The following is a 24,583-nucleotide window of genomic DNA, read 5'->3' as shown; positions in this document are numbered from 1 at the left end:
TCATCTTATTGTCATGCGGCAGGAGTAGTGTCCTGCCGTTTTCATATGTCAGTTCACAGCGAGCAATGCTTCGTCAATCTGGATTGCTCAGCGGATTGCTCAGGACAACCAGGGTTAAAAAAGTACGCCATGTCAGATGCAGTTTTATCAGAGACCGTATTAGAAATCTCGGGGCTGGAATTTCAATGGTCCAAACAATCACCTGTTATGCACGTCGATCAGCTTGAGGTGTTGGCAGGAGAACGGGTGTTTCTCAAAGGTGCCAGTGGTTCAGGAAAATCCACCTTGTTAAGTTTGATTGGCGGCGTGACCACGGCCACGACGGGGCGGTTGGCTGTATTACAGAAGGATCTACAGAGCATGTCCGCCAAGCAGCGTGATCGTTTCAGAGCCGATCATCTGGGGTTAATCTTTCAGCAATTCAATTTAATTCCGTATTTAACGGCGCTTGAGAATGTCTTGCTTACCGGACGCTTTTCCAAACAACGTAAGATTTCCCAAAAGGATGCGTTTACCCTGCTCGACGAACTAGGTATTGACTCCCAGTTGGCTGAGAAACAAGTATTTCACCTGAGCATTGGTCAGCAGCAACGCGTGGCTGCGGCAAGGGTATTGGCGGGTAAACCTCAGCTAATCATTGCCGATGAACCAACGTCTGCATTGGACGAAGAAACACGTGATGGTTATCTCGACTTGCTCTTTCACCAGTGTCAGAGCCACGGTGCAACCTTGGTTTTCGTCAGTCACGACCGCACCTTGGCCTCTCTGTTTGATCGCGAGGTGAATATCTCTGATGTGGTTCGGTGGTCAAACACATCGATGAACAATGAGCAGGGAGGTGCACTGTGAATCTTTGGGCATTGAGCTGGAAGAGTTTGGCAAACCGTAAAATAACCAGTGTGTTAACGGTGTTGTCTTTTGCGTTGGGTGTGTTGTTATTGCTCGGTGTGGAGAAGGTTCGCACTGAAACACGGCAAAGTTTTATATCGACGGTATCTGGAACAGATTTAATTATCGGAGCCCGTTCTGGCCCGGTGAATTTACTCCTCTACAGTGTCTTTCGCATAGGTAACGCCACCAATAACATCAGTTGGCAGAGCTATCAGGACATTGCATCCAGTCGTTCGGTGGCTTGGTCGGTGCCGATTGCATTGGGGGATTCCCATAAAGGTTTCCGGGTCTTAGGAACCACACCGGCGTATTTTGAACATATTCAATATGGTGCGAAACAGTCGCTGACCTTTGCTCAAGGTGTCACCTTTGACGAGGTATTTGATGTGGTACTCGGGGCGGATGTTGCGAAGACGCTCGGTTATCAATTGGGCGAAAATATCGTCATTGCTCATGGTGCAGGAACCGTCAGTTTTGTAAAACACGATAATCTTCCCTTCAAAGTTGTTGGTATTCTTGCGCCGACCGGTACGCCTTCTGATCGCACTGTGTTTGTATCGCTGGCCGGTATTGAAGCCATTCACGAAGGTTGGCAAAGTGGTTCCCCCAGTGCGAAAAGTTTGAAACTCAGTCATCAGGACTTTGAAGGCAAAGATCTGCAACCGGAGACCATCACTGCCGCGTTTGTCGGACTGAAATCGCGTATGGCTGCGTTTCAGTTACAGCGTGCGATCAATGAGTATCGGGAAGAAGCATTGTTGGCAATCATGCCGGCACTGACCTTACAGGAGCTTTGGCAGCTAATTGGCATCGCAGAAAAGTCTCTGCTGGTGGTGTCTGCTCTCGTCGTGTTTAGTACTCTGTTAGGTATGATGATTACCATGCTGTCATCGTTGCAGGAGCGCCGTCGGGAAATTGCTATTCTTCGTGCAGTGGGTGCGCGGCCTCATCACATTTTCTTTTTACTGACCAATGAAGCCTTATTTATTGCGGTGTTAGGCGCGTTGTTGGGCTGGGCTGCTTTGTACTTGAGCTTGTATGGATTAAGCTCTTACTTTGTGGATTGGTTTGGTATTCACCTTGCGATCAGTGCGCCGAACTTGAAAGAGGCGGGAATTGTGCTGGTAATTGTGTTTGCTGCTTTGATAATGAGTTTGATTCCTGGCTGGCGAGCGTATAAAAACAGTTTGTTTGATGGACTGACCGTCCGTACTTAAAGAGAAAAGTTTACTTATGAAACAGATCATTTCGTCTCTCGTATTTGTCGTATTTACGATGTTGACTCTAACGGCTTGGGCAGCCTCCGACGGGAAAATTACGGAAATTAACTGGCTGGATTTGATGCCTGAAGAAGACATTGAAGCAATGGAAAAGATGCCGGAAATTGGTCATGACAATCCCTTCGATAAGAACTCACTGCCGGAAGTGATGTTCTCCAGCAAGGTAGTCGACAAGTTCGAAAATAAACACATCCGTATTGCGGGTTATATGGTGCCGTTGGAGACCAATGACAAAGGTGAACTGATAGAGTTCTTTCTGGCGCCATACATGGGGGCGTGTATTCACGTGCCACCACCGCCGCCAAATCAAATGATTCACGTGAAGTTCCCGAAAGGTGCCGAGGTCGAAGGCATTTGGTATCCCTTCGTGATTGAAGGTACGCTAAAGCTGGAAACCTTCGATAACGGCATGGGCGCGTCCAGCTACTCAATGACGGCGATGTTAGTGAAGCCATATGAGGAGTAGTTGGATCTGGGGCTGAACGTATTACGAAACGAAAAGGGCTGAGTAATTGAGTTACTCAGCCCTTTTTAATTTTCAGAGAGCAAGCTACGCGGCCACAGCAACATCAGGCCAAATACAGTCTCCATGCTTAGCGCTCTTTGTGATTTGTCTAAACATCAACCTTAAAACCCAAATCAACATCACAGGCGGCTTGGCCTCCTCTGATGCCCCAGTTTTCAGCGGTAATTTCACGAAGCATAATTTTGACGTGGCTCGGTGGAATGCCGAAGGTTTCCAGGTTGCTCACAATGGTGCGGTACAGTTTCCGTTTTGCGTCGAGCGATCTGCCTGCAAAACAGTCAATGCTGATGTGGGTATAGAGTTCCGGCTTTTCTCGGTCCGGTGGACACTCAAAGCGATGCGGTTCATGCACCAGCAAGCGAACATTGCGATCCCCTGATTTGATTTTGAAACTGTCTCTAAGTGCTGAATGCACTGCTTCCATGATGCCTTGTTCTGTCTCGCGGGGGTATTGTTGTCTGACCTCAATCATGACACTAGGCATGGTTCCTCCTTGTGAATATCGCCTTAGCAAATCTGTAGAAACCCTTTCTACATTCCTTGTCTGTGATTGCTCTTATCCTAGCGGACAATTTTGTTTAATTGAACATTAAATGATCTGCTTCGTCATTAATTCCCAGTCACCACCATGCAGGCTGCCGGGATAGAGAATAACAGGTAATGATGCTTGACATTGATAGCCTAGCGTTTGGTAGAGGTGCTTTGCTGCGGTATTCTCAGATGCAACGATCAGGCTCATCAGATGAATACCTCGTTCTTGCGCGGTTGTTTCGGCATCTTCCATTAAACGTTTTGCAATGCCTTGCCCTCGAAAAGATTCGTCGGTTGCGATGGCATTAATATACCAGGATCCAGGTACGTTTGATTCAAGCTGAATTAATGGTTGGATAACCTTGGGTATGCTCTTTAAATCACCCACCACATATGGATCATCAAGTTGATAAGAAAGCATCATACCTACAACTCTTGAATCTCTACAAACTACACGGGCATGTTTATAACTGAACGCGCCTTCGTCTCTTGATGCGCGCTGAGCACCTACATCGTAGGGGCTAGCTTCGTCAGTCATCATTTCAGACCATAGATATCGAGGTAGTCCTTCACCAGCCAAATCAACCAAATAAGCTAATGCCTTGGCATCCTCTCTTCGCGCATTTTCTATGTGCATCTTGATCTCTCATTACGACCCATTTCATAACAAGAATAGTCCATCAGTTATGTGGCTTACATGTTGTGGCTGTAATGATGGCATGAGACATCTGGTAGGTTATGACTTGGCTAAACAAGTTGATGTTGACAATGACAACATATGAATCTAAGTTTCTCTATGTTTACAGTGTCAACTTTGGCGATTGATAGTTAATGGATGAATAAAGGAGAAAAAGACATGGATTCCTCACTCGAACTAAACAGTTACCTTGTATTAAAAGGCTTGCACATACTGGGCGTGGTGTTGTTTTTGGGCAATATCATTGTCACTGCCTGGTGGAAGGTAATGGCCGACCGCACCCGCCACCCTGGCATTGTCGCCTTTGCTCAACGGCAAGTCACCCTGACCGATTTCATTTTTACCGCTACAGGGGCTGGATTAATCATCGGAACAGGGATGTTGCAGGTGATCCAGCAAGGCATAGATGTTCAGGCGACTTACTGGCTGAGCTGGGGTTATGGGTTATTCATCGCTTCAGGCATTATCTGGGCGGCGGTGCTGGTACCCTTGCAGTGGAAGCAGGCGAAGTTGGCAAAAACCTTTGGTAAGGAACAGGCAATCCCCGAGCGTTACTGGCAATTAAATAAACTCTGGATGGGCTTTGGGATGCTGGCAACGGTTCTGCCGCTGTTGAATATTTATTGGATGGTTTTCAAGCCGCTTGCTTAGATGGCTTGAAATCGAAGAAAACAATCAATGAGGTTGATTAGGCGGTATGTAGCTTGGCTATATACCATTTTCTATATATGCGTATACTACGCGCCCTTTCAATTACCTCATGAGTAGTCCGTCGTATGAGCACGCCTTTTTCTCGTCGTTTCCAGTTAGTTGTCGAACAAATCTGTCAGGGCAATAAAAAGCAGTTTGCCGAATTAACCGGTAAATCAGCGTCTCATATCTATCGTATTTGTCGCGGGGCGAGCCGTCCTTCGATGACCTATCTGCAAGAGCTGTATGACGAATTCAAAGTGGACTTGAATTGGTTGCTGACAGGGGAAGAAAGCAGCGGGCAAAAGGCAGGAACGGCGTCCAGTAAGGATTTGGTATTCGCGCCCATGTTTGATGTGGAAGCCAGTGCCGGAGCCGGGGCACTTGTTCAAAGTGAAGACATTGTTGAACACTTTGGCTTCAACAAAAACTGGTTGTCTTCGCATCTGAGAGTGTCTTCAGATAATCTGGCATTTGTCACCGTTAACGGCGATAGCATGGTGCCAACACTTGAAGATGGCGACATGATTCTGGTCGACATGTCTCAACAACAAGTACACCGAGAAGGTATTTATCTGATTACCACTGAAGATGGTCTAGTCACTAAGCGATTGAAGTCCGACAAAAACGCACTTCAGGTAATCAGTGATAATCCGGATTACCCGTCGTGGACGATTGACCCGCAGAACGCAGATCAGTACCGAGTGGCGGGTAAGGTGATCTGGAATGGAAGGAAGGTTTAGTTGCTGTTTAGATTACTACTAAAAATGGAGCTTTTATGTCCACATCGCCCAGCGAACATTAATTAGGCGATGAAGCATTTCATCGTCTTTTTCATATTGCTGTTCAGATTCGCCCCAACTACCATCTTCTTTAGACCTTGTAAGCCACCAGTGATACAGGGCCTTTAGCTCGGTACGTGCTTTAGAATGTCTTTCATCTGCTTCCCAGTCTGTGTTTCCACTGAGTAAATTTTCATTTTCTACACAATCTTTTAGGAGTTGAAAGCAGGCATGTAGAATGATGTTGTCTTTGTCTCGCCAATTGTTGTCTTCATGATAAAACGAATGTTTAGATACTTTCTTAGTGTGTATTTCTAAATGACTTTAGCCAAAGCCCTAAATAAATAAGGCCTTGGCGCTATGCATTAGGCTTATGGATTAGCAGCGTTTTCAGTTGCAATACTTTCAGGCTTTTTCGTCGCTAAAGTGCGAATAACCAGACCACCAAGTAATAAACCAAGAAAGATGCCTAATCCTTTGATCTTTTCAATTAGGGTTTCAGGTTTGTACGTTGTATCAAGGTAGGCGAAATCTACGTTAGGGAATTCTTTCTTATAGGCATCTAGAATTTTCGAAGGAAGTTCAGATCTGTTCTGTAATAGGCCAGAGAAATTAGCCGTTTTTAGTACGTCTTCGATGCTCGGTTCATCTGATGTTTTTAAGACATAAATGACGGCGTCAGTTTCAGTGTCCTTAACTGGAATGAAATAATCTGAGTTAAGTTTTACATCGGACTTTTTCGTTTGAAGGCTATATTCGTAAGTGTTTGCTAAGTCGAGTCGTCCACCTTGGATGGTGGCATAAGCAAGCTCTTCGGTGGTTTTATTTACATCAGATGATTGTATTGCACTTGGGGTTTGGCTGACATTACGTTCTTTGATGATCTCCCAGACACCCATGCCTGTGAAGACTAGGCCTGCGAGAAAGGCCCAGGTTGATATTTTGATGATTAGATTTCTCATGACTACTCCTTAGTCTATTAATGTTCTGTGATTGCTTCACAGTGTATTCAGCGAATTAGATCCGCAAATCCTTGTGGTATTTTGGAAGCTTATTTATTCACAAAACTGTCTGAACATCAAATATCGAGCTTCTTAGGGTCTAAGATATTTGGTTGATGTTTTATTCGTATTTTACAGGCCATTAAGAATCGCGAGAGCAATCCAGAGTGATTTAACAGAGTGTATAAAACCCGTTGGGCGTATTAATCCCCAAAGTGATATCACACAAAAAAGGACGACAGCTATCCCCATTGGTATTTGAGGGCTTTGGATTTCATGAACCTGATTAAGAAACCAGTAAGTACCGAAAGCAACAGGAAGTGAATACACCAGTGAACACAAAAGACCTTTTAAATGTTTCATGAGTACTTCCTTTCAAAGCCAATCTGGTAGAGTTTGTGGACCAAATAAAACGCAGCCATCATCGTACCTGAAATTTCCAATCTGAGCTGATAGATGAATAGACTTTACATTGTTCATCCGTATTTTCCTGGTTTAGAAGAGCAGGGGCTGATTTGAAACGCTGTTTTTAAAGGAAGGTTATCTATGAAAAACTGCTTCTCTGTAGTATTGGGTCTAAGTTTGTCTTTTATTGTTCAAGCTGGCGAAATTAGTATTCCTTCGTACATCAACACTCTCGAAACATCTCGGGTCGGTGATTATATATTCCGATACGTTTTATTTAGCACGGAGTCTGATTTTCCGTGCATCCGAACAGAGTTGCTTGATCCTATTAATAACAGAGCGTTAGTTGATAACTTGGATGTTTGTGCATACGACGGAAAGTCGTTTAGTGAGGGTTTTGCTGCCGTCAGTTTTAACAACCCGAGAATAACCGAGAGCGCTTTTGAGTTTGAGCTTCAATTGTTTGCTCTAAGAGGGCCTGAAGAATATAACCTGGATTGTTCTATTGAAATTAGCGGAGCTAAATTGGGCTCGTTGGAATGTCACTAAGAGCTGTGCGGCCAAAACAAAGGCGATGCTACTGACATAAAAATCGGGCTCTTCCTCAAGAGCCCGTCTTAAACAACCCCTAAACCATCATAAACGAGCGAACTTCTTCTTCGTTCATGTCTTCGCCTTTGCCGGACAACACCACTTCACCACGGTCCATCACCAGATAATCATCGGCCAGTTCTTTGGCGAAGTCCAAGTACTGTTCCACCAATACGATGGCCATTTCGCCTTGGTCACGCAGCATGGCGATCACGCGTTGAATGTCCTTGATGATCGAGGGTTGAATGCCTTCGGTGGGTTCGTCCAAGACTAAAAGTTTAGGGCGGGTGATCAATGCCCGTGCGATGGCGAGTTGTTGTTGCTGACCGCCGGAGAGGTCACCGCCACGGCGTTTGAGCATGTCTTTGAGCACAGGGAAGAGTTCAAAGATATGATCAGGAATGTGTCGTTCTGAGCGCGGCAAGCAGGCAAAGCCGGTTTGCAGGTTTTCCAGAATGGTCAGTTGCGGGAAGATCTCTCGGCCTTGTGGAACCGACGCAATGCCCATGTGAGCACGATCAGTCGCGCCCAGTTTGTTGAGTTGTTTTCCATCCCAGCTGATATCGCCGGATTGAGGTGATAAGTGACCGGTGATGGATTTCAACAGCGTAGTTTTGCCCACACCGTTGCGGCCAAGTACCGTGGTGACTTTACCGGTTTCAGCGGTCAGGGAGACTTTCTTAAGCGCCTGGCTGGCGCCGTAAAAGATGTCGATGTTATCTACTGTGAGCATGCTGTTATCTCCCTAAATATACTTCAATAACCTGTTCATCCTGCTGAACCACATCAAGCGGCCCTTCCGATAGCACGGAGCCTTCGTGCAGCACGGTAACTTTACAGTCCAGTGCCTTCACGAATTCCATGTCATGCTCAACCACGATGACCGAGCGGCTCTTCGCCACATCCCGTAACAGGTCTGCGGTTTTGAAGGTTTCTTCGTCGGTCATACCCGCAGCGGGTTCATCCACCAAGAGTACTTCGGGCTCTTGCAGTAATAGCATTCCGATTTCTAACCACTGCTTTTGCCCGTGGGAGATGTCCCCCGCCAGGGTATTCTTTTGATCGCCGAGATTGATGTAGTTGGCCATCTCATCTAAGCGATCTTTGTCTTTGTTGGTTAATTTGAAGACCAGGCTTTGCCAAGGGGTGCGGTTACCTGCCAAAGCCAGTTCGAGGTTTTCCCAAACGCTGAGCGTTTCAATCACCGACGGCTTTTGGAATTTACGACCAATGCCTAAATTGGCGATGTCAGCTTCGTCGTGCTTGGTCAGGTCAATTTCTTGTTTGAAATACACGTCGCCCACGTCCGGGCGGGTTTTGCCGGTGATGATGTCCATCATGGTACTTTTGCCCGCCCCGTTGGGGCCGATGATGGCGCGTAATTCACCTTCTTTCAGCACGATGGACAAACCATTGATGGCTTTAAATCCATCGAAGCTGACACTCACTCCGTTAAGATAGAGGATGGTGTCGTTAGGAATATGTTTATCGACCATGTTACACCTCCTCAACTAATTCGGTGGTTTGTGTTGCAGGCTTGCTGGTGGTGTCCTGTTCGGATGCTGAACCACTGCCGGACATTGCTTTTTTCTCCGCCTGACGTTGCTTGATCTGTGTATACAAACCGGCGATGCCTTTCGGAAGATACAGCGTCGTTACCACGAACAATGCGCCGAGCATGAACAACCAGGCATCCGGTAATACACCGGTAAACCAGGTCTTGGCGTAGTTCACTAAGATGGCTCCGATGATTGCACCGTACAGCGTGCCTCGACCGCCCATCGCCACCCAGATCACCAATTCAATGGAGTTGATCGGAGAGAATTCGCCCGGATTGATAATGCCCACTTGTGGTACATACAAGGCTCCAGCGATACCGGCCAACATGGCGGATAATACGAATACCACCAGTTTGTAATGTTCAACACGATAGCCCAGGAAGCGCGTTCGACTTTCGGTGTCACGCACCGCCACTAATACACGACCCAAGCGAGACGAAACGATCCAACGACACAGGATATAACCCAAAGCCAAGGCGATGCCGGAGCAGAGGAAGAGGCCAATACGGGTCTGGTCGGATTGCAGATCAAAGCCAAGGATGTCTTTAAAGTCGGTCAAGCCGTTGTTGCCACCAAAGCCCATGTCGTTCTGGAAGAAGGCCAGCATTAAGGCATAGGTTAAGGCTTGGGTGATGATCGACAGATATACGCCCGTTACACGAGAGCGGAAGGCCAGCCAACCGAACACAAAGGCGAGAATCCCGGGTGCCAGCAATACCCACAACATGGCGAACCAGAACATATCGAAGCCTTGCCAGTACCAAGGCAGTTCCTGCCAATTCAGAAACACCATGAAGTCCGGCAGTTCGGCATTACCATACACACCGCGATCACCAATCTGACGCATTAAATACATGCCCATGGCGTAACCGCCCAGTGCGAAGAAGGCACCGTGGCCGAGTGACAGAATTCCGCAATAGCCCCAGATCAAATCCACGGCTAAAGCGAGCAGGGCATAACACAAGTACTTACCAAACAGTGTCACCGTGTAGGTGCTCATGTGCAGCGGGTTACCCTCCGGTACTGCTTGGTTTAAGAAGGTAATGATGACTAAGGCGGCGCCCAGAATGGAGAGCATTCTTAGGCCTGCTTTGTCTTTTAAAAGGAAAGAGTCTTTTGAAAGGAACGAGCCTTTCATTAAGAAGGAATCTTTATTCATTGCTTAACCCTCCACTGCTCGGCCTTTCAGCGCGAACAGACCACGCGGGCGACGCTGAATGAATAGAATGATGAATACCAATACGATGATCTTAGCGATCACGGCTCCGGCCCAAGGCTCGATCAGTTTGTTGACCACGCCCAAGCCCATGGCCGCAACCAAGGTGCCCCACAGGTTACCCACACCACCGAACACCACGACCATGAAGGAATCAATGATGTAGTTCTGACCCAGGTTTGGCCCTACGTTGGTGATTTGAGACAGCGCCACACCGGCGATACCGGCTACGCCCGAACCTAAACCGAAGGTTAATGCATCAACCCAGCTCGAACGGATACCCATGGAGTTCGCCATCGCGCGGTTTTGAGTTACTGCGCGCATTTGCAGACCGAATAAGCTCTTCTTCAATAGCATCATCAGAGCAAAGAAGATGATCACACTGAAGATGATGATGTAGAGGCGGTTGTAGGTCAGCGCGAAGGATTCAGTGATTTCCAGCGAGCCACTCATCCAACTTGGGTTTTCAACACTTTGGTTGAGTGGAGACACCAAGGTACGAATGGCTTGTTGCAGAATTAAACTAATACCGAAGGTGGCTAACAGGGTTTCCAATGGACGACCGTACAGGTGACGAATCACCGTGCGCTCGATCAGAATGCCCACCAAACCCGATACCAAAAAGGCAGCTGGAATGGCGATGAATAAGGAGTAATCGATGAGGTTTGGAAACAACCACTGAATGCCGAAGGTGGTATAGGCGCCAAGCATCATCATTTCGCCATGAGCCATGTTGATTACACCCATTACACCGAAAGTAATGGCTAAACCAATCGCTGCTAGCAGCAATACCGAACCAAGGCTCAAACCGAAGAACAGGTTCTCCGCCACGCCATATAACTCTTGCCGGGATTCAATGGCTTCAATGGATTTGTCGATAGTGGCGATTAAGGTTTTATCCTTGGCACTGGTTTTAGTTTGGTTAAGTAAAACGAGTACTTTAGGATCGTCACTGCTTTCCAGTTGTTTAGCAGCGGAGGTTTGTGTTGATAAGTCACCGTGTTTGAGTTGAATGGCAGCAATGGTCGTGGTAATTGCTTCTAACACATCGGGAGAGGTTTCTGTGTCCAGCTTTGCTGTAAGTGTTGGTAATAACTCGCTTTCTAACGCATCTCTGAGATTGCGAACGGCAGTCAGCCGAGTGTCTTCATCTTTGGCATTCAGTTGTAAGCCAGCAAGTGCGTTTCGAATTTCACCACGAATCTTGTTATTTACTTTGATTTTTTGAAGTTTGCTTTTCTTGAAATCGCCAATGATTTCATTCGTTAGAGCACTGTAGGCGGTGTATTGCTTACCTTCGCCTTTTTCAATGTAAACAAATTGGCCAGTGGCTTTAACGTAATAAAGTTTGCCGTCCAACATTTGGTTCAGCACGGTTGAAGCTTGTGCGTCTCCGGTGGAGGCAATGGCTTGAACCGCTTCAATACGGTCGTTGGCTTTTTTAGATTTAAGCCCTTCAAATTGAGATTGTAAGGATGTGGGCGAGCCGTAGCTTATGCTTGCCAGGAGAAGCGATGTGAACAACGCGAAAATGAGTTTGAACCTGGTCATGATGTATTCCAAAGATTCGTTCAATTCATGATCTCAGAACCAAAAATACCCCTACCCAAGGAATGGGTATATTAAGAGTTCAGAGGGAATGCTTTTAAGGATGATTCAGGCCAAGTCCGTTTCGGCCTGAATCATCAAAGTGATTAACGATCGATTATTCGTAGTTCTGACCAGAACATACGCTGGTTTCGATGTTGTAGTTACCACAGTTGATTGGAGCGGTCCAATCTGCAACCACCTTGGCACTGCTTGGCAAGTGGTCAGTCCAGGCATCACCGATCACGCCTTTCTTGGTTTGCCAAACGATTTCAAATTGACCGTCGTCCTGGATTTCACCGATCAATACCGGTTTGGTAAGGTGGTGGTTGGTGTTCATTACGGCTGTGCCGCCGGTCAGGTTAGGTACTGTGATGCCGTACATGGCTTCGCGCACTGCGTCCACGTCTTCTGTACCTGCAATTTCAACCGCTTTTGCCCACATTTTGAAGCCGATGTACGTGGCTTCCATTGGGTCATTGGTTACGCGCTCAGCATTGCCGACGTGTTTCTTCCACTTCTCGATGAACTCTTCGTTGGCTTCGCTTTCAGCACTTTGGAAGTAGTTCCAAGCCGCCAGGTGACCAACCAATGGGCTGGTGTCGATACCAGACAGTTCTTCTTCACCTACCGAGAACGCAATCACCGGAATGTCTTCAGCTGATACGCCTTGGTTACCCAATTCTTTGTAGAAAGGTACGTTTGCATCACCGTTAATGGTTGAGATTACTGCCGTTTTCTTGCCAGCAGCACCGAACTTTTTGATGTCGCTTACGATGGTTTGCCAGTCAGATTGGCCGAACGGCGTGTAGTTGATCATGATGTCTTTTTCAGCCACGCCTTTGGCTTTCAGATAGGCTTCAAGAATCTTGTTTGTGGTTCGAGGGTAAACGTAGTCTGTGCCTGCAAGAACGAATCGCTCAACGCTGCCACCTTCTTCGCTCATTAGGTAATCAACCGCTGGAATCGCCTGTTGGTTTGGCGCAGCCCCTGTGTAGAACACGTTCTTCGAGGATTCTTCACCTTCGTACTGAACCGGGTAGAACATCAAACCGTTCAGCTCTTCAACGACTGGAAGCACTGACTTACGAGATACCGATGTCCAGCAACCGAAGATTACGTCTACTTTTTCTTTTGAAAGCAGCTCGCGACCTTTCTCTGCAAATAAAGGCCAGTTCGAAGCCGGGTCTACAACCACAGGCTCCAGTTTCTTACCAAGAAGACCGCCAGCTTTGTTCTGCTCTTCGATCATCATCAATACGGTGTCTTTCAACGTGGTTTCAGAGATCGCCATGGTGCCCGAAAGCGAGTGCAATACACCCACTTTGATGGTGTCATCAGCCGCCATCACAGCAGAGCCAAATGATACCGACAACGCCAGAGCAGAGAATTGTGTGAGTCTTTTTATGCTTTTCATCGTGATTCCTTGTTATGGTTTTAATTCGATTTCTAGTCGTTAAAGCTTGGGCCTGAGCCAAACAGGTTGGGCTAAACCAAAGGGAAACAAAGCGATGAAAGGGACGGGCTGAAATAATATGGGTTGCCTCTGAATGTCCTTTTCTACTTTGGTGGTGTTTTCCTTTCTTTGGATAGCCAACCTAAGCTTTTTGATTGTGAGTCTTGGGCGCTTGTAAAAAGTCCCCTAAAGCTGAGGCAGGTTTTGCAACGGCTGTGCCATACTGTGCAAAAGCGCATGGAGACTGACTTTGACTAATGAAAAAGTTGTCTATTTGGTTTGTTAGTGCTGCTTTGTGGTGCGAATAAAATTTGATCGGCACTAAATTGGGTCAAGCTGGGCTTTCTTGCTTTTGTATCTAATTGAATTTAAAGCTAACTTGCACAAGCCAAGTGCAGAGAGAGTGCAGAAAACCTAGCACTAAAGTATTATTAAAAGTTGTCTTGTTGGTTAGGTATTTAACTGGCAAACACTTTGCAGAGAGTTTTGGCTGTAAGGTTTCAAAGAATAAGTTATTCAAGGAATAAGGCTTTAAAGAATAACGTTTAGAAACGGAATGATTGAAGGAAGACGTTTGAACGATCAACTCAAGACAGCTGCACTATTACCGGATTCCCAGCTTGACCCTAGTTTGCATTGGTTGGCGAACTATCAAGCGGAGTTGGTGTATCTGGATGGAAAAACACGGCTGGGACGAACAGACAGCTTTGGACCATTACGGGTGCAACGACCTTTTTATCCAGAGGGCGATGTCTGTGCCCATCTTTATCTGTTACACCCGCCGGGTGGCTTGGTAGCCGGGGATTATCTCACCATCGGTTTTCATCTTGGGCCTAAAGCGCAGGCCTTGGTCACCACGCCTTCCGCAGGGAAGATCTACAACAACATTACTGACCGTAAGCAGTATCAAAAGGTGCATCTCACCGTTGCCGATGAGGCTGTAATGGAGTGGCTTCCGCAGGAAACCATTGTTTTTGATGGCGCGAACGGTGAGCTAGTTACTGAAGTAGAGCTTGAACAGAATGGGACCTTTGTCGGTTGGGATATCGTCTGCATGGGGCGGCCGAGCAGTGAAGATTGGTTTGAACGAGGCTCAGTACGTCAGCTCTTATCTATTAAACGCCAAGGCAAACTGATCCATATCGAGAATAACCTGATTGATGCTAACTCCGGAATTATGAACGTGCGCGCTGGTTTGGCCGGTCAGCCGGTGTTTGGCAGCTTCATGATTACCTGTGATGCCTTAACTGAATTAACGGAAGAACAACGAGATTTCTTACAGGAAATGGCCAAAGGCGCTTTGGTGTCTGTGACTGTGAAACCGGGGATTACCGTCGTGCGCTATCTTGGCGCTTGTTCGGAAACGGCTAAAAAAGTGTTTACCCAATATTGGGCGTGGGTACGTGAAGAGGTAAACCAACGTGGTGCATGTCCGCCGAGAATTTGGAATACCTGATCTCAATTTTTAGGTTTATTGATTACTTGATCAGCTAAGTAATTGATGTAAAGGCATTAAACTAAACGCACAAAAAACGAAGTTTTTATTAATAACAAATCATGGGCTGCACTATATGTGGTTGATTGGTGTGTAGTAGCTGCATGGTTATGGATCACTCAACGAGGATGTTATGGAACTCTCACCCAGAGAAAAAGATAAGTTACTGATTTTTGTAGCCGCCGAGTTAGCAGAAAAGCGAAGACAACGAGGCGTCAAATTGAACTATCCGGAGTGTATCGCCCTTATCTCTGCGTACATTATGGAAGGCGCTCGTGATGGTAAGACCGTTGCCCAGCTCATGAATGAAGGTCGTCAGGTGATCAGCCGGGACGAGGTGATGGACGGAATTGATGCCATGCTTCATGAAGTGCAAGTGGAAGCGACCTTTCCGGACGGCACTAAGTTAGTCACCGTTCATAACCCCATTGCGTAAGGAGCACGCATTATGATTCCAGGCGAATACATAGTGGCTGATGAGCCCATTACCTTAAACGTAGGGCGCAAGACAGTGACGGTTCAAGTGTCGAATTCGGGTGACCGTCCCATCCAGGTGGGCTCTCACTATCACTTTTATGAAACTAACTTATCGCTGCAGTTTGATCGCGAAGTGACCAAAGGCTATCGCTTAAATATTCCTGCGGGCACGGCGGTGCGTTTCGAGCCGGGCCAGACCCGAGAGGTTGAGCTGGTGGAATATGCGGGGACGAAAACTGTATACGGTTTCCGTGGCGATGTCATGGGTAAGGTATAAATCGGGCAAGTTATAAGGGATAGGACGAACAAAATGACAACCATAGATCGTAAAGCCTATGTAGATATGTACGGCCCAACCGTCGGTGACAAAGTCCGTTTGGGCGACACCGAGTTATTCATTTCGCCAGAGAAAGATTTCACCGTGTATGGCGATGAAGTGAAGTTCGGTGGCGGTAAGGTAATTCGTGATGGCATGGGCCAGAGTCAGGATACCTCAGACAAAGTGCCGGATACCGTGATCACCAACGCCTTGATTCTGGATGTCACCGGCATCATCAAAGCCGACGTTGCCATTAACGATGGTCGCATTTGTGCCATTGGTAAGGCAGGCAACCCGGATACTCAACCGGGTGTGACCATTAATGTCGGGCCGGGTACTGAAGTGATTGCGGGCGAAGGTCAAATTCTTACCGCTGGTGCTATCGACGCGCACATTCATTTCATCTGTCCACAGCAGGTGGAAGAAGCCTTGATGTCGGGCATCACCACTATGATCGGTGGTGGTACCGGCCCAGCCACAGGCACCAATGCGACTACCTGTACGCCGGGGCCGTGGCATATTGGTAAAATGCTGCAAGCGGTGGACGAGTTACCGATGAACTTTGGCTTCCTGGGGAAAGGCAATGCGTCTTTGCCAGATGCCTTGAGAGAGCAGGTGGAAGCCGGTGCCATTGGCTTAAAACTGCATGAGGATTGGGGCACGACGCCTGCGTCTATCGACTGTTGTTTGTCGGTGGCGGAAGAGCTCGACGTTCAGGTGGCGATTCACACCGATACTCTGAATGAATCCGGGTTTGTGGAAGACACCTTAGCGGCGTTGAAAGGCCGGGTGATTCACACCTACCACACCGAAGGTGCGGGTGGTGGTCATGCGCCGGACATCATCAAGGCCTGTGGTGAATCCAATGTTTTGCCTTCTTCAACCAATCCAACCCGTCCTTACACCATCAATACGGTGGACGAGCATTTGGACATGTTGATGGTGTGTCACCACCTTGATCCAAACATTCCTGAAGACGTGGCCTTTGCGGATTCCCGTATTCGTCGTGAAACCATTGCGGCGGAAGACATTCTTCATGATCTAGGCGCGTTCAGCATGATCTCTTCGGATTCCCAAGCGATGGGCCGTGTCGGTGAAGTGATTACTCGCACCTGGCAGACCGCGCACAAAATGAAGGTGCAACGTGGCGCGCTGCCGGAAGAAGCAGAGACGACTACCGTATCGGGTGCCGATAACTTCCGTGCCCGTCGTTACATCGCCAAGTACACCATCAACCCGGCCATTACTCATGGTATTTCTGAGCATGTGGGTTCCATTGAAGTGGGTAAACTGGCGGACTTGGTGTTGTGGAAACCGGCGTTCTTCGGCACCAAACCCTCTTTGATTATGAAAGGCGGAATGATTGCGGCTGCGCCAATGGGCGATCCGAATGCGTCGATTCCTACGCCTCAGCCGGTGCATTACCGCATGATGTTTGGTGCGTTGGGCAAAGCGGTGTCGGCCACCAGTCTGACCTTTGTGTCTAAAGCGGCGATTGAGAAAGAGTCTTTATCTCACCTTGGTTTGGAGAAGACCTTAACGCCGGTTCAGAACTGCCGTTCAGTGCGTAAGTCGGACATGGTGTTGAACGATTATCAGCCGACCGTAGAAGTTGATCCGCAAACCTATGTGGTGAAAGCCGATGGCGTTGAGTTGAAGTGTGAGCCTGCGGAAGAGCTGCCATTGGCTCAGCGTTATTACTTGTTCTAGTAGATAAGCAGTTTTAATGGGCAAGTTTTCTAGCCAGTAATTCAAATAGGTTAGAAAAGATAAGAAACATTATGGAAAGTTAACAGGATTCAGTTTTTCTTTGCTCGATCAGAAGGCACATCCGTGTGCCTCTGATCGCTCACGTGATGGCTTATTTTAGTATGTCGTTCGGCAGAAAATCTTTAATCCTGTCATCTTTCTGGTGAACTTTCCCGAATAGATAGCTGTTTGAAAATAAAGTATCTGTTTGAGAAAAGGTTATTCAAGTATTTGGATATTTATGATCACAATTTCAGAAAAACTAACCCAAACGGAAACCGATGGGTTAGACATCAAAGACACCATTTGTTTGCCTTTTGATGAGCGCAAACGAGGTCGCTTAAAAACAGTGACCGCCTCGGGTGAGGATGTCGGTATTTTTGTTGAGCGTGGCGAAGTGATGCGCGACGGTACTTTGTTGAAGGCCGAGTCGGGTGACATTTTCCAAGTGGTTGCAGCGAATGAAGAGGTCACCACGGCCTCAACGGCAGACGCGCATTTGTTTGCTCGTGCCTGTTATCACTTAGGGAATCGCCATGTGCCTTTGCAGGTAGGCGACGGTTGGCTGCGCTATCAAAACGATTATGTGCTGGATGATATGCTGTGTCAGTTGGGCCTGGATGTACAACATGAGCAAGCCCCCTTTGAGCCGGAGAATGGCGCGTATGGTGAGCACGCCAGTGGCGGACATTCTCATCATGGGCATTCACATGGTGGTCACTCACATGGGCATGGTCATGATCACTCGCATAGCCATTCACACGACGATGGCCATCACCACTAGATGACGAAAGGGATTTGAGTGAAAACCACAAGCTTATTAAGCCTTCTTCATATCTCCAGCCCAGCCTTGCCGATCGGTGCCTTTGCTTATTCGCAAGGCTTGGAATACACCCTGGATGCCGGTTGGTGTAAGACCGCGAAGGATGTCGAGCAGTGGATTGAGTCTGTTCTCAGGTTTGGTCTTGCGGGTGTGGATTTGCCGATTTTACAGCGTTTGCATCAGGCTTGGCAGACGAATGACCAAGAGGCGGTTCAACATTGGAATGACATGCTTCTGGCCTTTCGGGAAACCAAAGAACTGTACCTGGAAGACGTGCAAGTAGGTGCAGCCTTCAAACAGTGGCATCTAGCTCAACTCTCGGAAAGCGAGTCTCTTAAGCAAGCTGATGATATTGAAGCAAAGCTGGAATGGCTGGAAAAACCGTCGGTGGTCGCAATGTATGCGTTGCATGGTGTGTTGACTGACATTCCGGTGGAGGAATGTCTGATCGGTTTCTGTTGGGCCTGGTTGGAAAACCAAATCGCCGCAGCCAGTAAAGCCATGCCGATGGGGCAGACGGATGGGCAGAGAATCATGCGACGTTTGATCCCGGTGATTGACGAAGTAGTGGCTCACGCGATGACGTTACCGGATGAAGAGGTCGGATCTGGCTTGGTGGGTTTGGCAATGTCGTCGTCGCTGCATGAGCATCAGTATTCGCGATTATTTAGATCTTGATGAAGATTCAGAAGCACAGAATTTTCAGGCTTTTATATACGAATTCGATTTTTAGACTATAGAAACAGTTAAGTGAGAAAGAATTATGAGCAGTAAACAAACATTACGCGTGGGTGTAGGTGGCCCGGTTGGGTCAGGTAAGACGGCGTTATTAACAACTTTATGTCGTGAGATGCGTGATCACTACAACATCGCGGTGGTGACCAACGACATTTACACCAAAGAAGATGCACAGTTCCTAACCCGTAATGAAGCGTTAAGTGAAGACCGTATCTTGGGTGTGGAAACCGGCGGTTGCCCGCACACGGCGATTCGTGAAGATGCGTCGATGAACCTGGCGGCGGTGAAAGAACTTCAGGATCGTCATGAAGGCTTGGAGATGGTGCTGGTGGAGTCGGGCGGTGATAACTTGTCAGCAACCTTCAGCCCGGAATTGTCGGATCTGACCTTGTATGTGATCGATGTGTCTGCGGGCGATAAGATTCCACGCAAAGGTGGCCCGGGCATTACCAAGTCGGATTTGTTGATTATCAACAAAACGGACTTGGCGCCGATCGTAGGCGCGTCTTTGGAAGTGATGGATCGAGATGCGAAGAAGATGCGCGGTGATCGTCCGTTTGTGTTCTCCAACCTGAAAAGTGGTCAGGGCGTAAAAGAGATTGTTCGCTTTATTATTGAGCAGGGCATGTTACGCGAAACGGGCTTGATGAAAGACTAAAATCCCGTTGTGTGATCTGTATGAAAACGCTGTGAGGTTATCGACGTCACAGCGTTTTTTTATGTCTCTTAGCTGAATCAGTGCGTCTCTAGTTGGTCGAGTACCAAAGCTCTTTGCGATTTAGCGGTGTTTTTTCCGGCAGGTTTGGATTCTTTAAGAAGAAGGTTCGACGCTGGTTGATCCGCAACTGATTCACTTTTCTTCCGTAATTCTGAAAGAAAAAACGATCGTATTCTCCATCGGCAATCATCCGCTCCATGTTGTCTTCTAAGCGTTTTGCTAACGTCGGTTTATGTGGCGTTACGAAGAAGTACATGGGTAAGGGCAAGTAAATTGCCAGATCCTTTTCTATTTCCAGATTCGGAAAGTCAGGATGAAATTTATTGTATTCCTGAAGGATCTCATTGGCGCCTCTGGGGAAGTAATCCGCCCGGTTAAAGTGAATGATTTTGAACAGACTTTCGTAGTCCACATTAGTAATGGTATTAAAACCGTATCCTTTCCAGACCGGGGTAATTGACCACTGGGTTCCAAGCACGGCAGTCATCGATTTCAGTTGTTCTATGTTGTTAATGGCCGAGAATTTTTGTTGATGATCTTTATGGATCAATAGCAGTCGATATCCCAGTAACCCCTTAAAGATTGGAATTCGGACTGTCAGTAGGTCTTCTTCCCAATCCGGGCGAGTTGCGGTGGCTTGAATATCTACAGCGCGGCCTTCTTTTAACAGTGCTTTGAGCCGTTCACGGCTGTGCATGGTATCGCTGTATCGGATACTGATTGGAGGTTGGGTTTGTTGGTAGTTCAAGGCAGTTTCCAGAAGCAACAACACATACTCTTGTCGTGGATCTTTTTCGGATTTTGGCTTGGCGAGGATGATCTCCATGGCCATAGATTGGTGGGTAAAAAGACAGAAAAATATCGAGAGTAAGGGGATCTTCATGATGATGTCTGTTTCATGTTTTCTTAAAGAGTAGATCACGTGTCCTTAATTTCTACTTGAGAATCATTCTTATTATGATATAAATGAAAATGGTTATCATTATTATGAGGTGGTAAGGATGTTTCGTAGACAGAAAAGCAGTGCAAAACAGGATCAAAGTGTTTGCCAGCATTACTTTATCGCTTGTCAAAATACCTCTCATGCGTTTGCCATGTCAGGGGATTTAACCAAAGCAGAACAGTATCTTTCTCGTGCTCACTATAAGTTCTTGGCGCTGGTGACTGAAAGTGTCAAAGGAACGCTGTCCTGGCAGGAAAAAATGCGTTCTATCTGTGAGCGTTCGCTGGATACGTTAGTGCAGTTTTTAGAGCGTCATGATCGTCAGGGAACGGCCACCAGTGTGATGATGGAATCTCGTCGTCTACTTCACTAAGATTTAGGATGGTTGATTTCATGAGTAAAAGCTCATAAATTAACGTTTCACTCAATCTTGGAGAGACGCGTATGTCATCGGTTGTATGGATCACAGGCTGTGCCAGTGGCTTAGGAAAGCACCTCGTAGAAGCGTTTTATTTGCGGGGCTATCGAGTGGTGGCAACTGATATCAACAGCGGTGCTCTGACCCGACATGCCCTTACCGAGCGATGGCCGGACGATTCCGTGATGTGTGCGCCGTTGGATGTTACCTCTGCCGAGCAGTGGTCTGCATTGCTCTCTGATGTGCTCGAAAAGTGGGGGCAGATTGATTACCTACTTAATGTGGCAGGCTATTTAAAACCGGGTTACGCGCATCAACAATCACTTGATGAGATAGATCGTCATCTCGACATTAATGTCAAAGGCCTGATGTATGGATGTCAGTTGGTCGGGCAGCAAATGACTAAACAGAAATCCGGACACATCATCAATATCGCCTCTACTGCTGCGCTGGCTTCGGTGCCCGGATTAAATCTCTACAGTGCCTCCAAGTTTGCAGTTCGCGCGTTCAGTTTGGCCATTCGACATGAGCTCAAACCTTATGGGGTTAACGTCTCTGTGATTTGTCCTGATGCCATACAAACGCCGATGTTGACCTTGCAAGAGACCTATGAAGAAGCTGCCATGACCTTCTCAGGTAATAAAGTCCTGAAGGTGGAAGATATCGAGCTGTTGATCTTTGATCGGGTTATTCCAAAAGCGCCTGCCGAAGCGATGATTCCATTCAGTCGAGGCGTGTTGGCTAAATTAGGTAACCTATTCCCGGGCTTAACTGACCGGCTGGTGGTATTCCTACAAGAAAAAGGTAAAAAAGCGCAACGAAGTTCTTACAAAAGCTAGCAATACCACGCTTCTTTGCAGAGTTGATTGAACTACCCTTATAAATAAGAGTGGGGAGAAATATGCAAAGAATACTGAGTGTTATCTGTTTGTTGATATTGTGCTTGTTATCGTTTGAGGCATTGGCCTCTGAACGTAAGCAAGTATTGGTTATTAGCGCGTATCATCCTGCATTCCCAACCTTCTATCGTCAGAATCGAGGGGTTCATCAAGGCTTGAAAGAACAGGGCTTTGATCAAACCAATATGGATCTCGATTATGAATACATGGATTCCAAACGCTTTCTGACCGAAGAAAACCTTGCCAATTTTACGGCTTCGCTGCGTTATAAAATGTCTCAGTTATCGCGCCCTTATGATGTGGTCTTAGTGGCGGATGACAATGCGCTCGATTTTGCGCTCCAGAATAGATCGACCCTCTTTAACAATATCCCGGTTGTTTTCTTTGGTGTGAATAACGTAAATAAAGCGCTACTGCTTGATGCTGATCCGCAATTTACCGGGGTGGTGGAAGGAATTTCCATCAAAGAAACCTTTGATGTGATCAAGCGAATTTATGGCGATAAAACATCACTTCAGGTGATTGTCGATGAGACTCCGTCTGGGCAGTCCAATCTCAAATCAATTATGGCGTATCAGGTGCGAGCAGAAGGTGTAGACCTGAACGTGTTGGATCTTTCCAGAATGACCTATCCCCAGTTGGCAAAAGAACTGGAAACGTCTTCCAGTGATGCGGTGCTATTGCTCAGTGGCTTCCGTGATGCCGTCGGAACGAAGAAAGATTTCTATGAATTAACCGCATTTCTCGAAGCTGCCTCGCCCAGCCCCATCTATCACTTTTGGCGTCATGGCGTAGGGGATGGTTTGTTCGGCGGTAAAGTCGTTAGTCACTTTGAGCAGGGACGAATTGCCGCCAAGATGGCGGGAGAGATTCTACGAGGAACGCCGGTGTCAGATTTCTCTGTCATCGCTGAAAGCCCCAATGTGTACATGTTTGATTATGCGAAACTCAAAGATTACGGTCTTTCAGAGGCTCTCATTCCTGAGTCCACCCAGTGGTTCAATAAGCCTATTACCTTACGTGAATCGAACCCTCAAGCTTATTGGGTTGCGGTCGCGACTATCTTGGTCTGTTTGTTTGTTATTTCTGCGCTGTTTGTCTTTATCTGGATGCGTAGAAGAGACGTAAACCGCTTGGAAATAGCCTATGAGGCAAAAACAGAAGAGCTAAAAAAAACCTATGATGATTTGGTTCACTCGGAAAAAATGGCGTCCTTGGGCCGTTTGGTCGCAGGCGTGGCTCATGAGATTAATACCCCGGTCGGCGTCGGGGTTACGACGACCACCTATTTGCAAAGCTTGTTTGATGATATCGAACGCGCCTATAACTCGGGTGAACTCTCGAAGCGTCAGATGGAAGTCTTCATCAATAACTGCAAAGAGGGGTCGGATATCCTTCTCGGTAGCCTGTCGGGAGCGGCGCAACTCATATCAAGCTTCAAACAAGTGGCGGTTGATCAGAGTGATGAGAAGTGTCGGGAACTCAATACGGTAGATTACATTAAGGCCATTGCTCTGAGCCTGTCTCCCAAACTGAAACTCAAAGGGGTTGAAGTTGAAGTGGTCGGGAACAACGATGCCATGCTCACAACTTATCCGGGGGCTATCTCCCAAATTTTTACTAACTTGATTATTAACAGCCTGGTTCATGGCTTTGAAACCAAGAAGACCCTGTGTCAAATCCGCATTGAGGTGGACGTCAAAGAAGAAAGCGTTGAAATTACCTATCAGGACAACGGTAAGGGCATGAACGAGGTTACGGTACAAAAAGCCTTTGATCCGTTCTTTACCACCAAGATGGGTGAAGGCGGCAGTGGCTTGGGATTGAACATCGTATACAACCTAGTTAAAAATAAACTGCATGGTGATATTCGGTGTGAAAGTAAAGTCGGTCAGGGTGTAACCTTCCGGATCAGTTTACCCAACCTGGAAAAACCGAAAGAAGAGATACCTGAACTGGCCGATACACCAGCTCAGGAAAGTGTCATTCTACACTAGCCTCAGGTGCTTATTTAGCGCCTTTCAGCATCATAGAAATACGAGCCTGGGTTGAGTCTGATACCAAAAGTGGTACGAAGGCATTTAGCTCGTCTCTTGAAACCTGAGGTACTTTTCCTGCCGTTTCAGCTCTTAGTAAACGTTTTGTTTCTAACAACGAAGGCATTGGTAGTTTCAGCAACTCACCGGCAAGCTCCATCGCTTTATTGATGGCTTCTTTCGCTTCACAGGTTTGATTGATGAAACCCCATTTTTCCGCTTCCTGGGCACTAAAGAAACGGCCAGTCATTAGCAACTCAGCGGCAATTTTAGGGCCAACGTGTTTTTCCAACAGATAGCTTGAAGCACCTTCCGGACATACACCCAATAGAGAAAACGGCATACGGAACTTGGTGTTCTCAGCAGCGATGACCATATCGCAGTGCAGAAGCAGCGTAGAACCGATGCCTACGGCCACTTTCTCTACCGCTGCAATCACTGGTTTAGTGACTGCGTGACTGGTCTCGATGATGCCTTGAACACACGCCATCAAAGTTTCAGTGTCGCCATCTACCAAATCCGCTAGATCATTACCGGCAGTGAACACGTTGTTCGCACCTGATATCACGATCACGGATACATCATCTGACGCATCAGCTTCTTTCAGGCCCGCAATGATGTCTTGATAGGTTTGAATACGAATGGCGTTCAAACACTCAGGGCGATTAATCTGAAGGTGAGCAATACGGTTTTCAATGGTCAAGGTAATGTCTTGATACATGATCGGATTTCCTATGCGATGGTTTCAGTGATGTC

Annotated in this window: 26 protein-coding genes; 16 read left to right on the top strand and 10 right to left on the bottom strand. The window is 47.1% G+C overall.

Annotated features, from left to right (window positions below; genetic code table 11):
• Window positions 1–45: 45 nt before the first annotated feature.
• From QQL66_RS15780 to QQL66_RS15770, 3 genes are read left to right on the top strand one after another with little or no spacing between them, the layout of a single operon-like run.
• A complete protein-coding gene (locus QQL66_RS15780; protein ID WP_284382693.1) occupies window positions 46–849 on the top strand; it encodes an ABC transporter ATP-binding protein in 804 nt (267 codons plus the stop codon).
• On the top strand, window positions 846–2,108 hold the full coding sequence (locus QQL66_RS15775) for an ABC transporter permease (RefSeq protein ID WP_284382692.1): 1,263 nt from the start codon (window positions 846–848) through the stop codon (window positions 2,106–2,108). The genes QQL66_RS15780 and QQL66_RS15775 overlap by 4 nt, the downstream gene beginning before the upstream one ends.
• Window positions 2,109–2,124: 16 nt before the next feature.
• Window positions 2,125–2,637 carry a DUF3299 domain-containing protein gene (locus QQL66_RS15770; RefSeq protein ID WP_284382691.1) on the top strand — a complete coding sequence of 171 codons (513 nt, stop codon included), beginning with the start codon at window positions 2,125–2,127 and terminating at the stop codon, window positions 2,635–2,637.
• A 148-nt stretch (window positions 2,638–2,785) separates the two neighbouring features.
• On the opposite strand, the gene QQL66_RS15765 is transcribed toward QQL66_RS15770, so the two are convergent.
• Together QQL66_RS15765 and QQL66_RS15760 are read right to left on the bottom strand one after the other, a co-directional pair.
• Window positions 2,786–3,181: a tautomerase family protein gene (locus tag QQL66_RS15765; protein ID WP_284382689.1), complete on the bottom strand. Its 396-nt coding sequence runs from the start codon at window positions 3,179–3,181 to the stop codon at window positions 2,786–2,788.
• 105 nt (window positions 3,182–3,286) lie between these two features.
• Window positions 3,287–3,865 (bottom strand): GNAT family N-acetyltransferase, encoded by a 579-nt coding sequence (locus QQL66_RS15760; protein ID WP_284382688.1) that lies wholly within the window; start codon window positions 3,863–3,865, stop codon window positions 3,287–3,289.
• 219 nt (window positions 3,866–4,084) lie between these two features.
• Between QQL66_RS15760 and QQL66_RS15755 the strand changes: the two genes are divergently transcribed.
• Together QQL66_RS15755 and QQL66_RS15750 are read left to right on the top strand one after the other, a co-directional pair.
• Window positions 4,085–4,576 carry a DUF2269 family protein gene (locus QQL66_RS15755; RefSeq protein ID WP_284382687.1) on the top strand — a complete coding sequence of 164 codons (492 nt, stop codon included), beginning with the start codon at window positions 4,085–4,087 and terminating at the stop codon, window positions 4,574–4,576.
• Between the two features lie 125 nt (window positions 4,577–4,701).
• Window positions 4,702–5,358, top strand: coding sequence for an XRE family transcriptional regulator (locus QQL66_RS15750; RefSeq protein ID WP_284382685.1), 657 nt, complete (start codon window positions 4,702–4,704; stop codon window positions 5,356–5,358).
• A gap of 410 nt (window positions 5,359–5,768) precedes the next feature.
• On the opposite strand, the gene QQL66_RS15745 is transcribed toward QQL66_RS15750, so the two are convergent.
• The gene (locus QQL66_RS15745; protein ID WP_284382682.1) at window positions 5,769–6,359 is read right to left on the bottom strand and encodes a hypothetical protein; all 591 of its coding nucleotides are present in this window, start codon (window positions 6,357–6,359) and stop codon (window positions 5,769–5,771) included.
• A gap of 585 nt (window positions 6,360–6,944) precedes the next feature.
• Here QQL66_RS15745 and QQL66_RS15740 point away from each other — a divergent pair.
• Window positions 6,945–7,352 carry a hypothetical protein gene (locus tag QQL66_RS15740; protein WP_284382680.1) on the top strand — a complete coding sequence of 136 codons (408 nt, stop codon included), beginning with the start codon at window positions 6,945–6,947 and terminating at the stop codon, window positions 7,350–7,352.
• A gap of 79 nt (window positions 7,353–7,431) precedes the next feature.
• On the opposite strand, the gene urtE is transcribed toward QQL66_RS15740, so the two are convergent.
• The 5 genes from urtE to urtA form a co-directional block, all read right to left on the bottom strand.
• Window positions 7,432–8,127 carry an urea ABC transporter ATP-binding subunit UrtE gene (urtE, locus tag QQL66_RS15735; RefSeq protein WP_284382678.1) on the bottom strand — a complete coding sequence of 232 codons (696 nt, stop codon included), beginning with the start codon at window positions 8,125–8,127 and terminating at the stop codon, window positions 7,432–7,434.
• Window positions 8,128–8,131: 4 nt separating this feature from the next.
• Complete coding sequence (gene urtD / locus QQL66_RS15730) at window positions 8,132–8,890, bottom strand: urea ABC transporter ATP-binding protein UrtD (RefSeq protein ID WP_284382676.1); 759 nt, start codon at window positions 8,888–8,890, stop codon at window positions 8,132–8,134.
• 1 nt (window position 8,891) lies between these two features.
• A complete protein-coding gene (gene urtC, locus QQL66_RS15725; protein ID WP_284383465.1) occupies window positions 8,892–10,031 on the bottom strand; it encodes an urea ABC transporter permease subunit UrtC in 1,140 nt (379 codons plus the stop codon).
• Window positions 10,032–10,115: 84 nt separating this feature from the next.
• Window positions 10,116–11,720, bottom strand: coding sequence for an urea ABC transporter permease subunit UrtB (gene urtB / locus QQL66_RS15720; RefSeq protein WP_284382674.1), 1,605 nt, complete (start codon window positions 11,718–11,720; stop codon window positions 10,116–10,118).
• 154 nt (window positions 11,721–11,874) lie between these two features.
• The gene (gene urtA, locus QQL66_RS15715; protein ID WP_284382672.1) at window positions 11,875–13,173 is read right to left on the bottom strand and encodes an urea ABC transporter substrate-binding protein; all 1,299 of its coding nucleotides are present in this window, start codon (window positions 13,171–13,173) and stop codon (window positions 11,875–11,877) included.
• A 595-nt stretch (window positions 13,174–13,768) separates the two neighbouring features.
• Here urtA and QQL66_RS15710 point away from each other — a divergent pair.
• From QQL66_RS15710 to ureG, 7 genes are all read left to right on the top strand, one after another.
• Complete coding sequence (locus QQL66_RS15710; RefSeq protein ID WP_284382671.1) at window positions 13,769–14,668, top strand: urease accessory protein UreD; 900 nt, start codon at window positions 13,769–13,771, stop codon at window positions 14,666–14,668.
• Between the two features lie 172 nt (window positions 14,669–14,840).
• Complete coding sequence (gene ureA, locus QQL66_RS15705) at window positions 14,841–15,143, top strand: urease subunit gamma (protein ID WP_284382670.1); 303 nt, start codon at window positions 14,841–14,843, stop codon at window positions 15,141–15,143.
• Window positions 15,144–15,155: 12 nt separating this feature from the next.
• The gene (locus QQL66_RS15700) at window positions 15,156–15,461 is read left to right on the top strand and encodes an urease subunit beta (protein WP_284382669.1); all 306 of its coding nucleotides are present in this window, start codon (window positions 15,156–15,158) and stop codon (window positions 15,459–15,461) included.
• 33 nt (window positions 15,462–15,494) lie between these two features.
• Window positions 15,495–17,213 carry an urease subunit alpha gene (gene ureC, locus QQL66_RS15695; protein ID WP_284382667.1) on the top strand — a complete coding sequence of 573 codons (1,719 nt, stop codon included), beginning with the start codon at window positions 15,495–15,497 and terminating at the stop codon, window positions 17,211–17,213.
• Between the two features lie 280 nt (window positions 17,214–17,493).
• Window positions 17,494–18,036, top strand: a complete 543-nt coding sequence (gene ureE / locus QQL66_RS15690) for an urease accessory protein UreE (protein WP_284382665.1) — start codon at window positions 17,494–17,496, stop codon at window positions 18,034–18,036.
• An 18-nt stretch (window positions 18,037–18,054) separates the two neighbouring features.
• The gene (locus QQL66_RS15685) at window positions 18,055–18,753 is read left to right on the top strand and encodes an urease accessory protein UreF (protein ID WP_284382664.1); all 699 of its coding nucleotides are present in this window, start codon (window positions 18,055–18,057) and stop codon (window positions 18,751–18,753) included.
• Between the two features lie 85 nt (window positions 18,754–18,838).
• The gene (ureG, locus tag QQL66_RS15680; protein ID WP_284382663.1) at window positions 18,839–19,471 is read left to right on the top strand and encodes an urease accessory protein UreG; all 633 of its coding nucleotides are present in this window, start codon (window positions 18,839–18,841) and stop codon (window positions 19,469–19,471) included.
• 88 nt (window positions 19,472–19,559) lie between these two features.
• Here ureG and QQL66_RS15675 read toward each other — a convergent pair whose 3' ends face one another.
• Window positions 19,560–20,414: a type 2 periplasmic-binding domain-containing protein gene (locus QQL66_RS15675; protein WP_284382661.1), complete on the bottom strand. Its 855-nt coding sequence runs from the start codon at window positions 20,412–20,414 to the stop codon at window positions 19,560–19,562.
• A gap of 118 nt (window positions 20,415–20,532) precedes the next feature.
• Between QQL66_RS15675 and QQL66_RS15670 the strand changes: the two genes are divergently transcribed.
• The 3 genes from QQL66_RS15670 to QQL66_RS15660 all read left to right on the top strand — a co-directional run bounded on the left by QQL66_RS15670 (window position 20,533) and on the right by QQL66_RS15660 (window position 23,788).
• Window positions 20,533–20,847 carry a hypothetical protein gene (locus QQL66_RS15670; RefSeq protein ID WP_284382660.1) on the top strand — a complete coding sequence of 105 codons (315 nt, stop codon included), beginning with the start codon at window positions 20,533–20,535 and terminating at the stop codon, window positions 20,845–20,847.
• 71 nt (window positions 20,848–20,918) lie between these two features.
• Window positions 20,919–21,731, top strand: coding sequence for an SDR family NAD(P)-dependent oxidoreductase (locus QQL66_RS15665; RefSeq protein ID WP_284382659.1), 813 nt, complete (start codon window positions 20,919–20,921; stop codon window positions 21,729–21,731).
• Window positions 21,732–21,793: 62 nt separating this feature from the next.
• Window positions 21,794–23,788: a sensor histidine kinase gene (locus QQL66_RS15660; protein ID WP_284382658.1), complete on the top strand. Its 1,995-nt coding sequence runs from the start codon at window positions 21,794–21,796 to the stop codon at window positions 23,786–23,788.
• Window positions 23,789–23,798: 10 nt separating this feature from the next.
• Here the strand turns inward: QQL66_RS15660 and QQL66_RS15655 are convergent, their stop codons facing one another.
• The gene (locus QQL66_RS15655) at window positions 23,799–24,548 is read right to left on the bottom strand and encodes an enoyl-CoA hydratase/isomerase family protein (protein ID WP_284382656.1); all 750 of its coding nucleotides are present in this window, start codon (window positions 24,546–24,548) and stop codon (window positions 23,799–23,801) included.
• Window positions 24,549–24,583 lie beyond the last annotated feature (35 nt).

The organism is Litoribrevibacter albus, from assembly GCF_030159995.1.
Lineage (GTDB): Bacteria > Pseudomonadota > Gammaproteobacteria > Pseudomonadales > Litoribrevibacteraceae > Litoribrevibacter > Litoribrevibacter albus.
This window is presented reverse-complemented; position numbering and strand designations above follow the sequence as displayed.

What these genes read in the sequence shown, in the direction of transcription:
- QQL66_RS15755 (WP_284382687.1), top strand. Translation starts at nt 4,085, where the DNA reads ATGGATTCCTCACTCGAACTAAACAGTTACCTTGTATTAAAAGGCTTG.
- ureA (WP_284382670.1), top strand. Translation starts at nt 14,841, where the DNA reads ATGGAACTCTCACCCAGAGAAAAAGATAAGTTACTGATTTTTGTAGCC.
- urtA (WP_284382672.1), bottom strand. Translation starts at nt 13,173, where the DNA reads ATGAAAAGCATAAAAAGACTCACACAATTCTCTGCTCTGGCGTTGTCG.
- QQL66_RS15660 (WP_284382658.1), top strand. Translation starts at nt 21,794, where the DNA reads ATGCAAAGAATACTGAGTGTTATCTGTTTGTTGATATTGTGCTTGTTA.
- urtE (WP_284382678.1), bottom strand. Translation starts at nt 8,127, where the DNA reads ATGCTCACAGTAGATAACATCGACATCTTTTACGGCGCCAGCCAGGCG.
- QQL66_RS15780 (WP_284382693.1), top strand. Translation starts at nt 46, where the DNA reads ATGTCAGTTCACAGCGAGCAATGCTTCGTCAATCTGGATTGCTCAGCG.
- QQL66_RS15750 (WP_284382685.1), top strand. Translation starts at nt 4,702, where the DNA reads ATGAGCACGCCTTTTTCTCGTCGTTTCCAGTTAGTTGTCGAACAAATC.
- ureE (WP_284382665.1), top strand. Translation starts at nt 17,494, where the DNA reads ATGATCACAATTTCAGAAAAACTAACCCAAACGGAAACCGATGGGTTA.
- QQL66_RS15770 (WP_284382691.1), top strand. Translation starts at nt 2,125, where the DNA reads ATGAAACAGATCATTTCGTCTCTCGTATTTGTCGTATTTACGATGTTG.
- urtB (WP_284382674.1), bottom strand. Translation starts at nt 11,720, where the DNA reads ATGACCAGGTTCAAACTCATTTTCGCGTTGTTCACATCGCTTCTCCTG.
- urtC (WP_284383465.1), bottom strand. Translation starts at nt 10,031, where the DNA reads ATGCTCTCCATTCTGGGCGCCGCCTTAGTCATCATTACCTTCTTAAAC.
- ureG (WP_284382663.1), top strand. Translation starts at nt 18,839, where the DNA reads ATGAGCAGTAAACAAACATTACGCGTGGGTGTAGGTGGCCCGGTTGGG.
- QQL66_RS15765 (WP_284382689.1), bottom strand. Translation starts at nt 3,181, where the DNA reads ATGCCTAGTGTCATGATTGAGGTCAGACAACAATACCCCCGCGAGACA.
- QQL66_RS15665 (WP_284382659.1), top strand. Translation starts at nt 20,919, where the DNA reads ATGTCATCGGTTGTATGGATCACAGGCTGTGCCAGTGGCTTAGGAAAG.
- QQL66_RS15745 (WP_284382682.1), bottom strand. Translation starts at nt 6,359, where the DNA reads ATGAGAAATCTAATCATCAAAATATCAACCTGGGCCTTTCTCGCAGGC.
- urtD (WP_284382676.1), bottom strand. Translation starts at nt 8,890, where the DNA reads ATGGTCGATAAACATATTCCTAACGACACCATCCTCTATCTTAACGGA.
- QQL66_RS15670 (WP_284382660.1), top strand. Translation starts at nt 20,533, where the DNA reads ATGTTTCGTAGACAGAAAAGCAGTGCAAAACAGGATCAAAGTGTTTGC.
- QQL66_RS15760 (WP_284382688.1), bottom strand. Translation starts at nt 3,865, where the DNA reads ATGCACATAGAAAATGCGCGAAGAGAGGATGCCAAGGCATTAGCTTAT.
- ureC (WP_284382667.1), top strand. Translation starts at nt 15,495, where the DNA reads ATGACAACCATAGATCGTAAAGCCTATGTAGATATGTACGGCCCAACC.
- QQL66_RS15740 (WP_284382680.1), top strand. Translation starts at nt 6,945, where the DNA reads ATGAAAAACTGCTTCTCTGTAGTATTGGGTCTAAGTTTGTCTTTTATT.
- QQL66_RS15675 (WP_284382661.1), bottom strand. Translation starts at nt 20,414, where the DNA reads ATGAAGATCCCCTTACTCTCGATATTTTTCTGTCTTTTTACCCACCAA.
- QQL66_RS15700 (WP_284382669.1), top strand. Translation starts at nt 15,156, where the DNA reads ATGATTCCAGGCGAATACATAGTGGCTGATGAGCCCATTACCTTAAAC.
- QQL66_RS15710 (WP_284382671.1), top strand. Translation starts at nt 13,769, where the DNA reads ATGATTGAAGGAAGACGTTTGAACGATCAACTCAAGACAGCTGCACTA.
- QQL66_RS15655 (WP_284382656.1), bottom strand. Translation starts at nt 24,548, where the DNA reads ATGTATCAAGACATTACCTTGACCATTGAAAACCGTATTGCTCACCTT.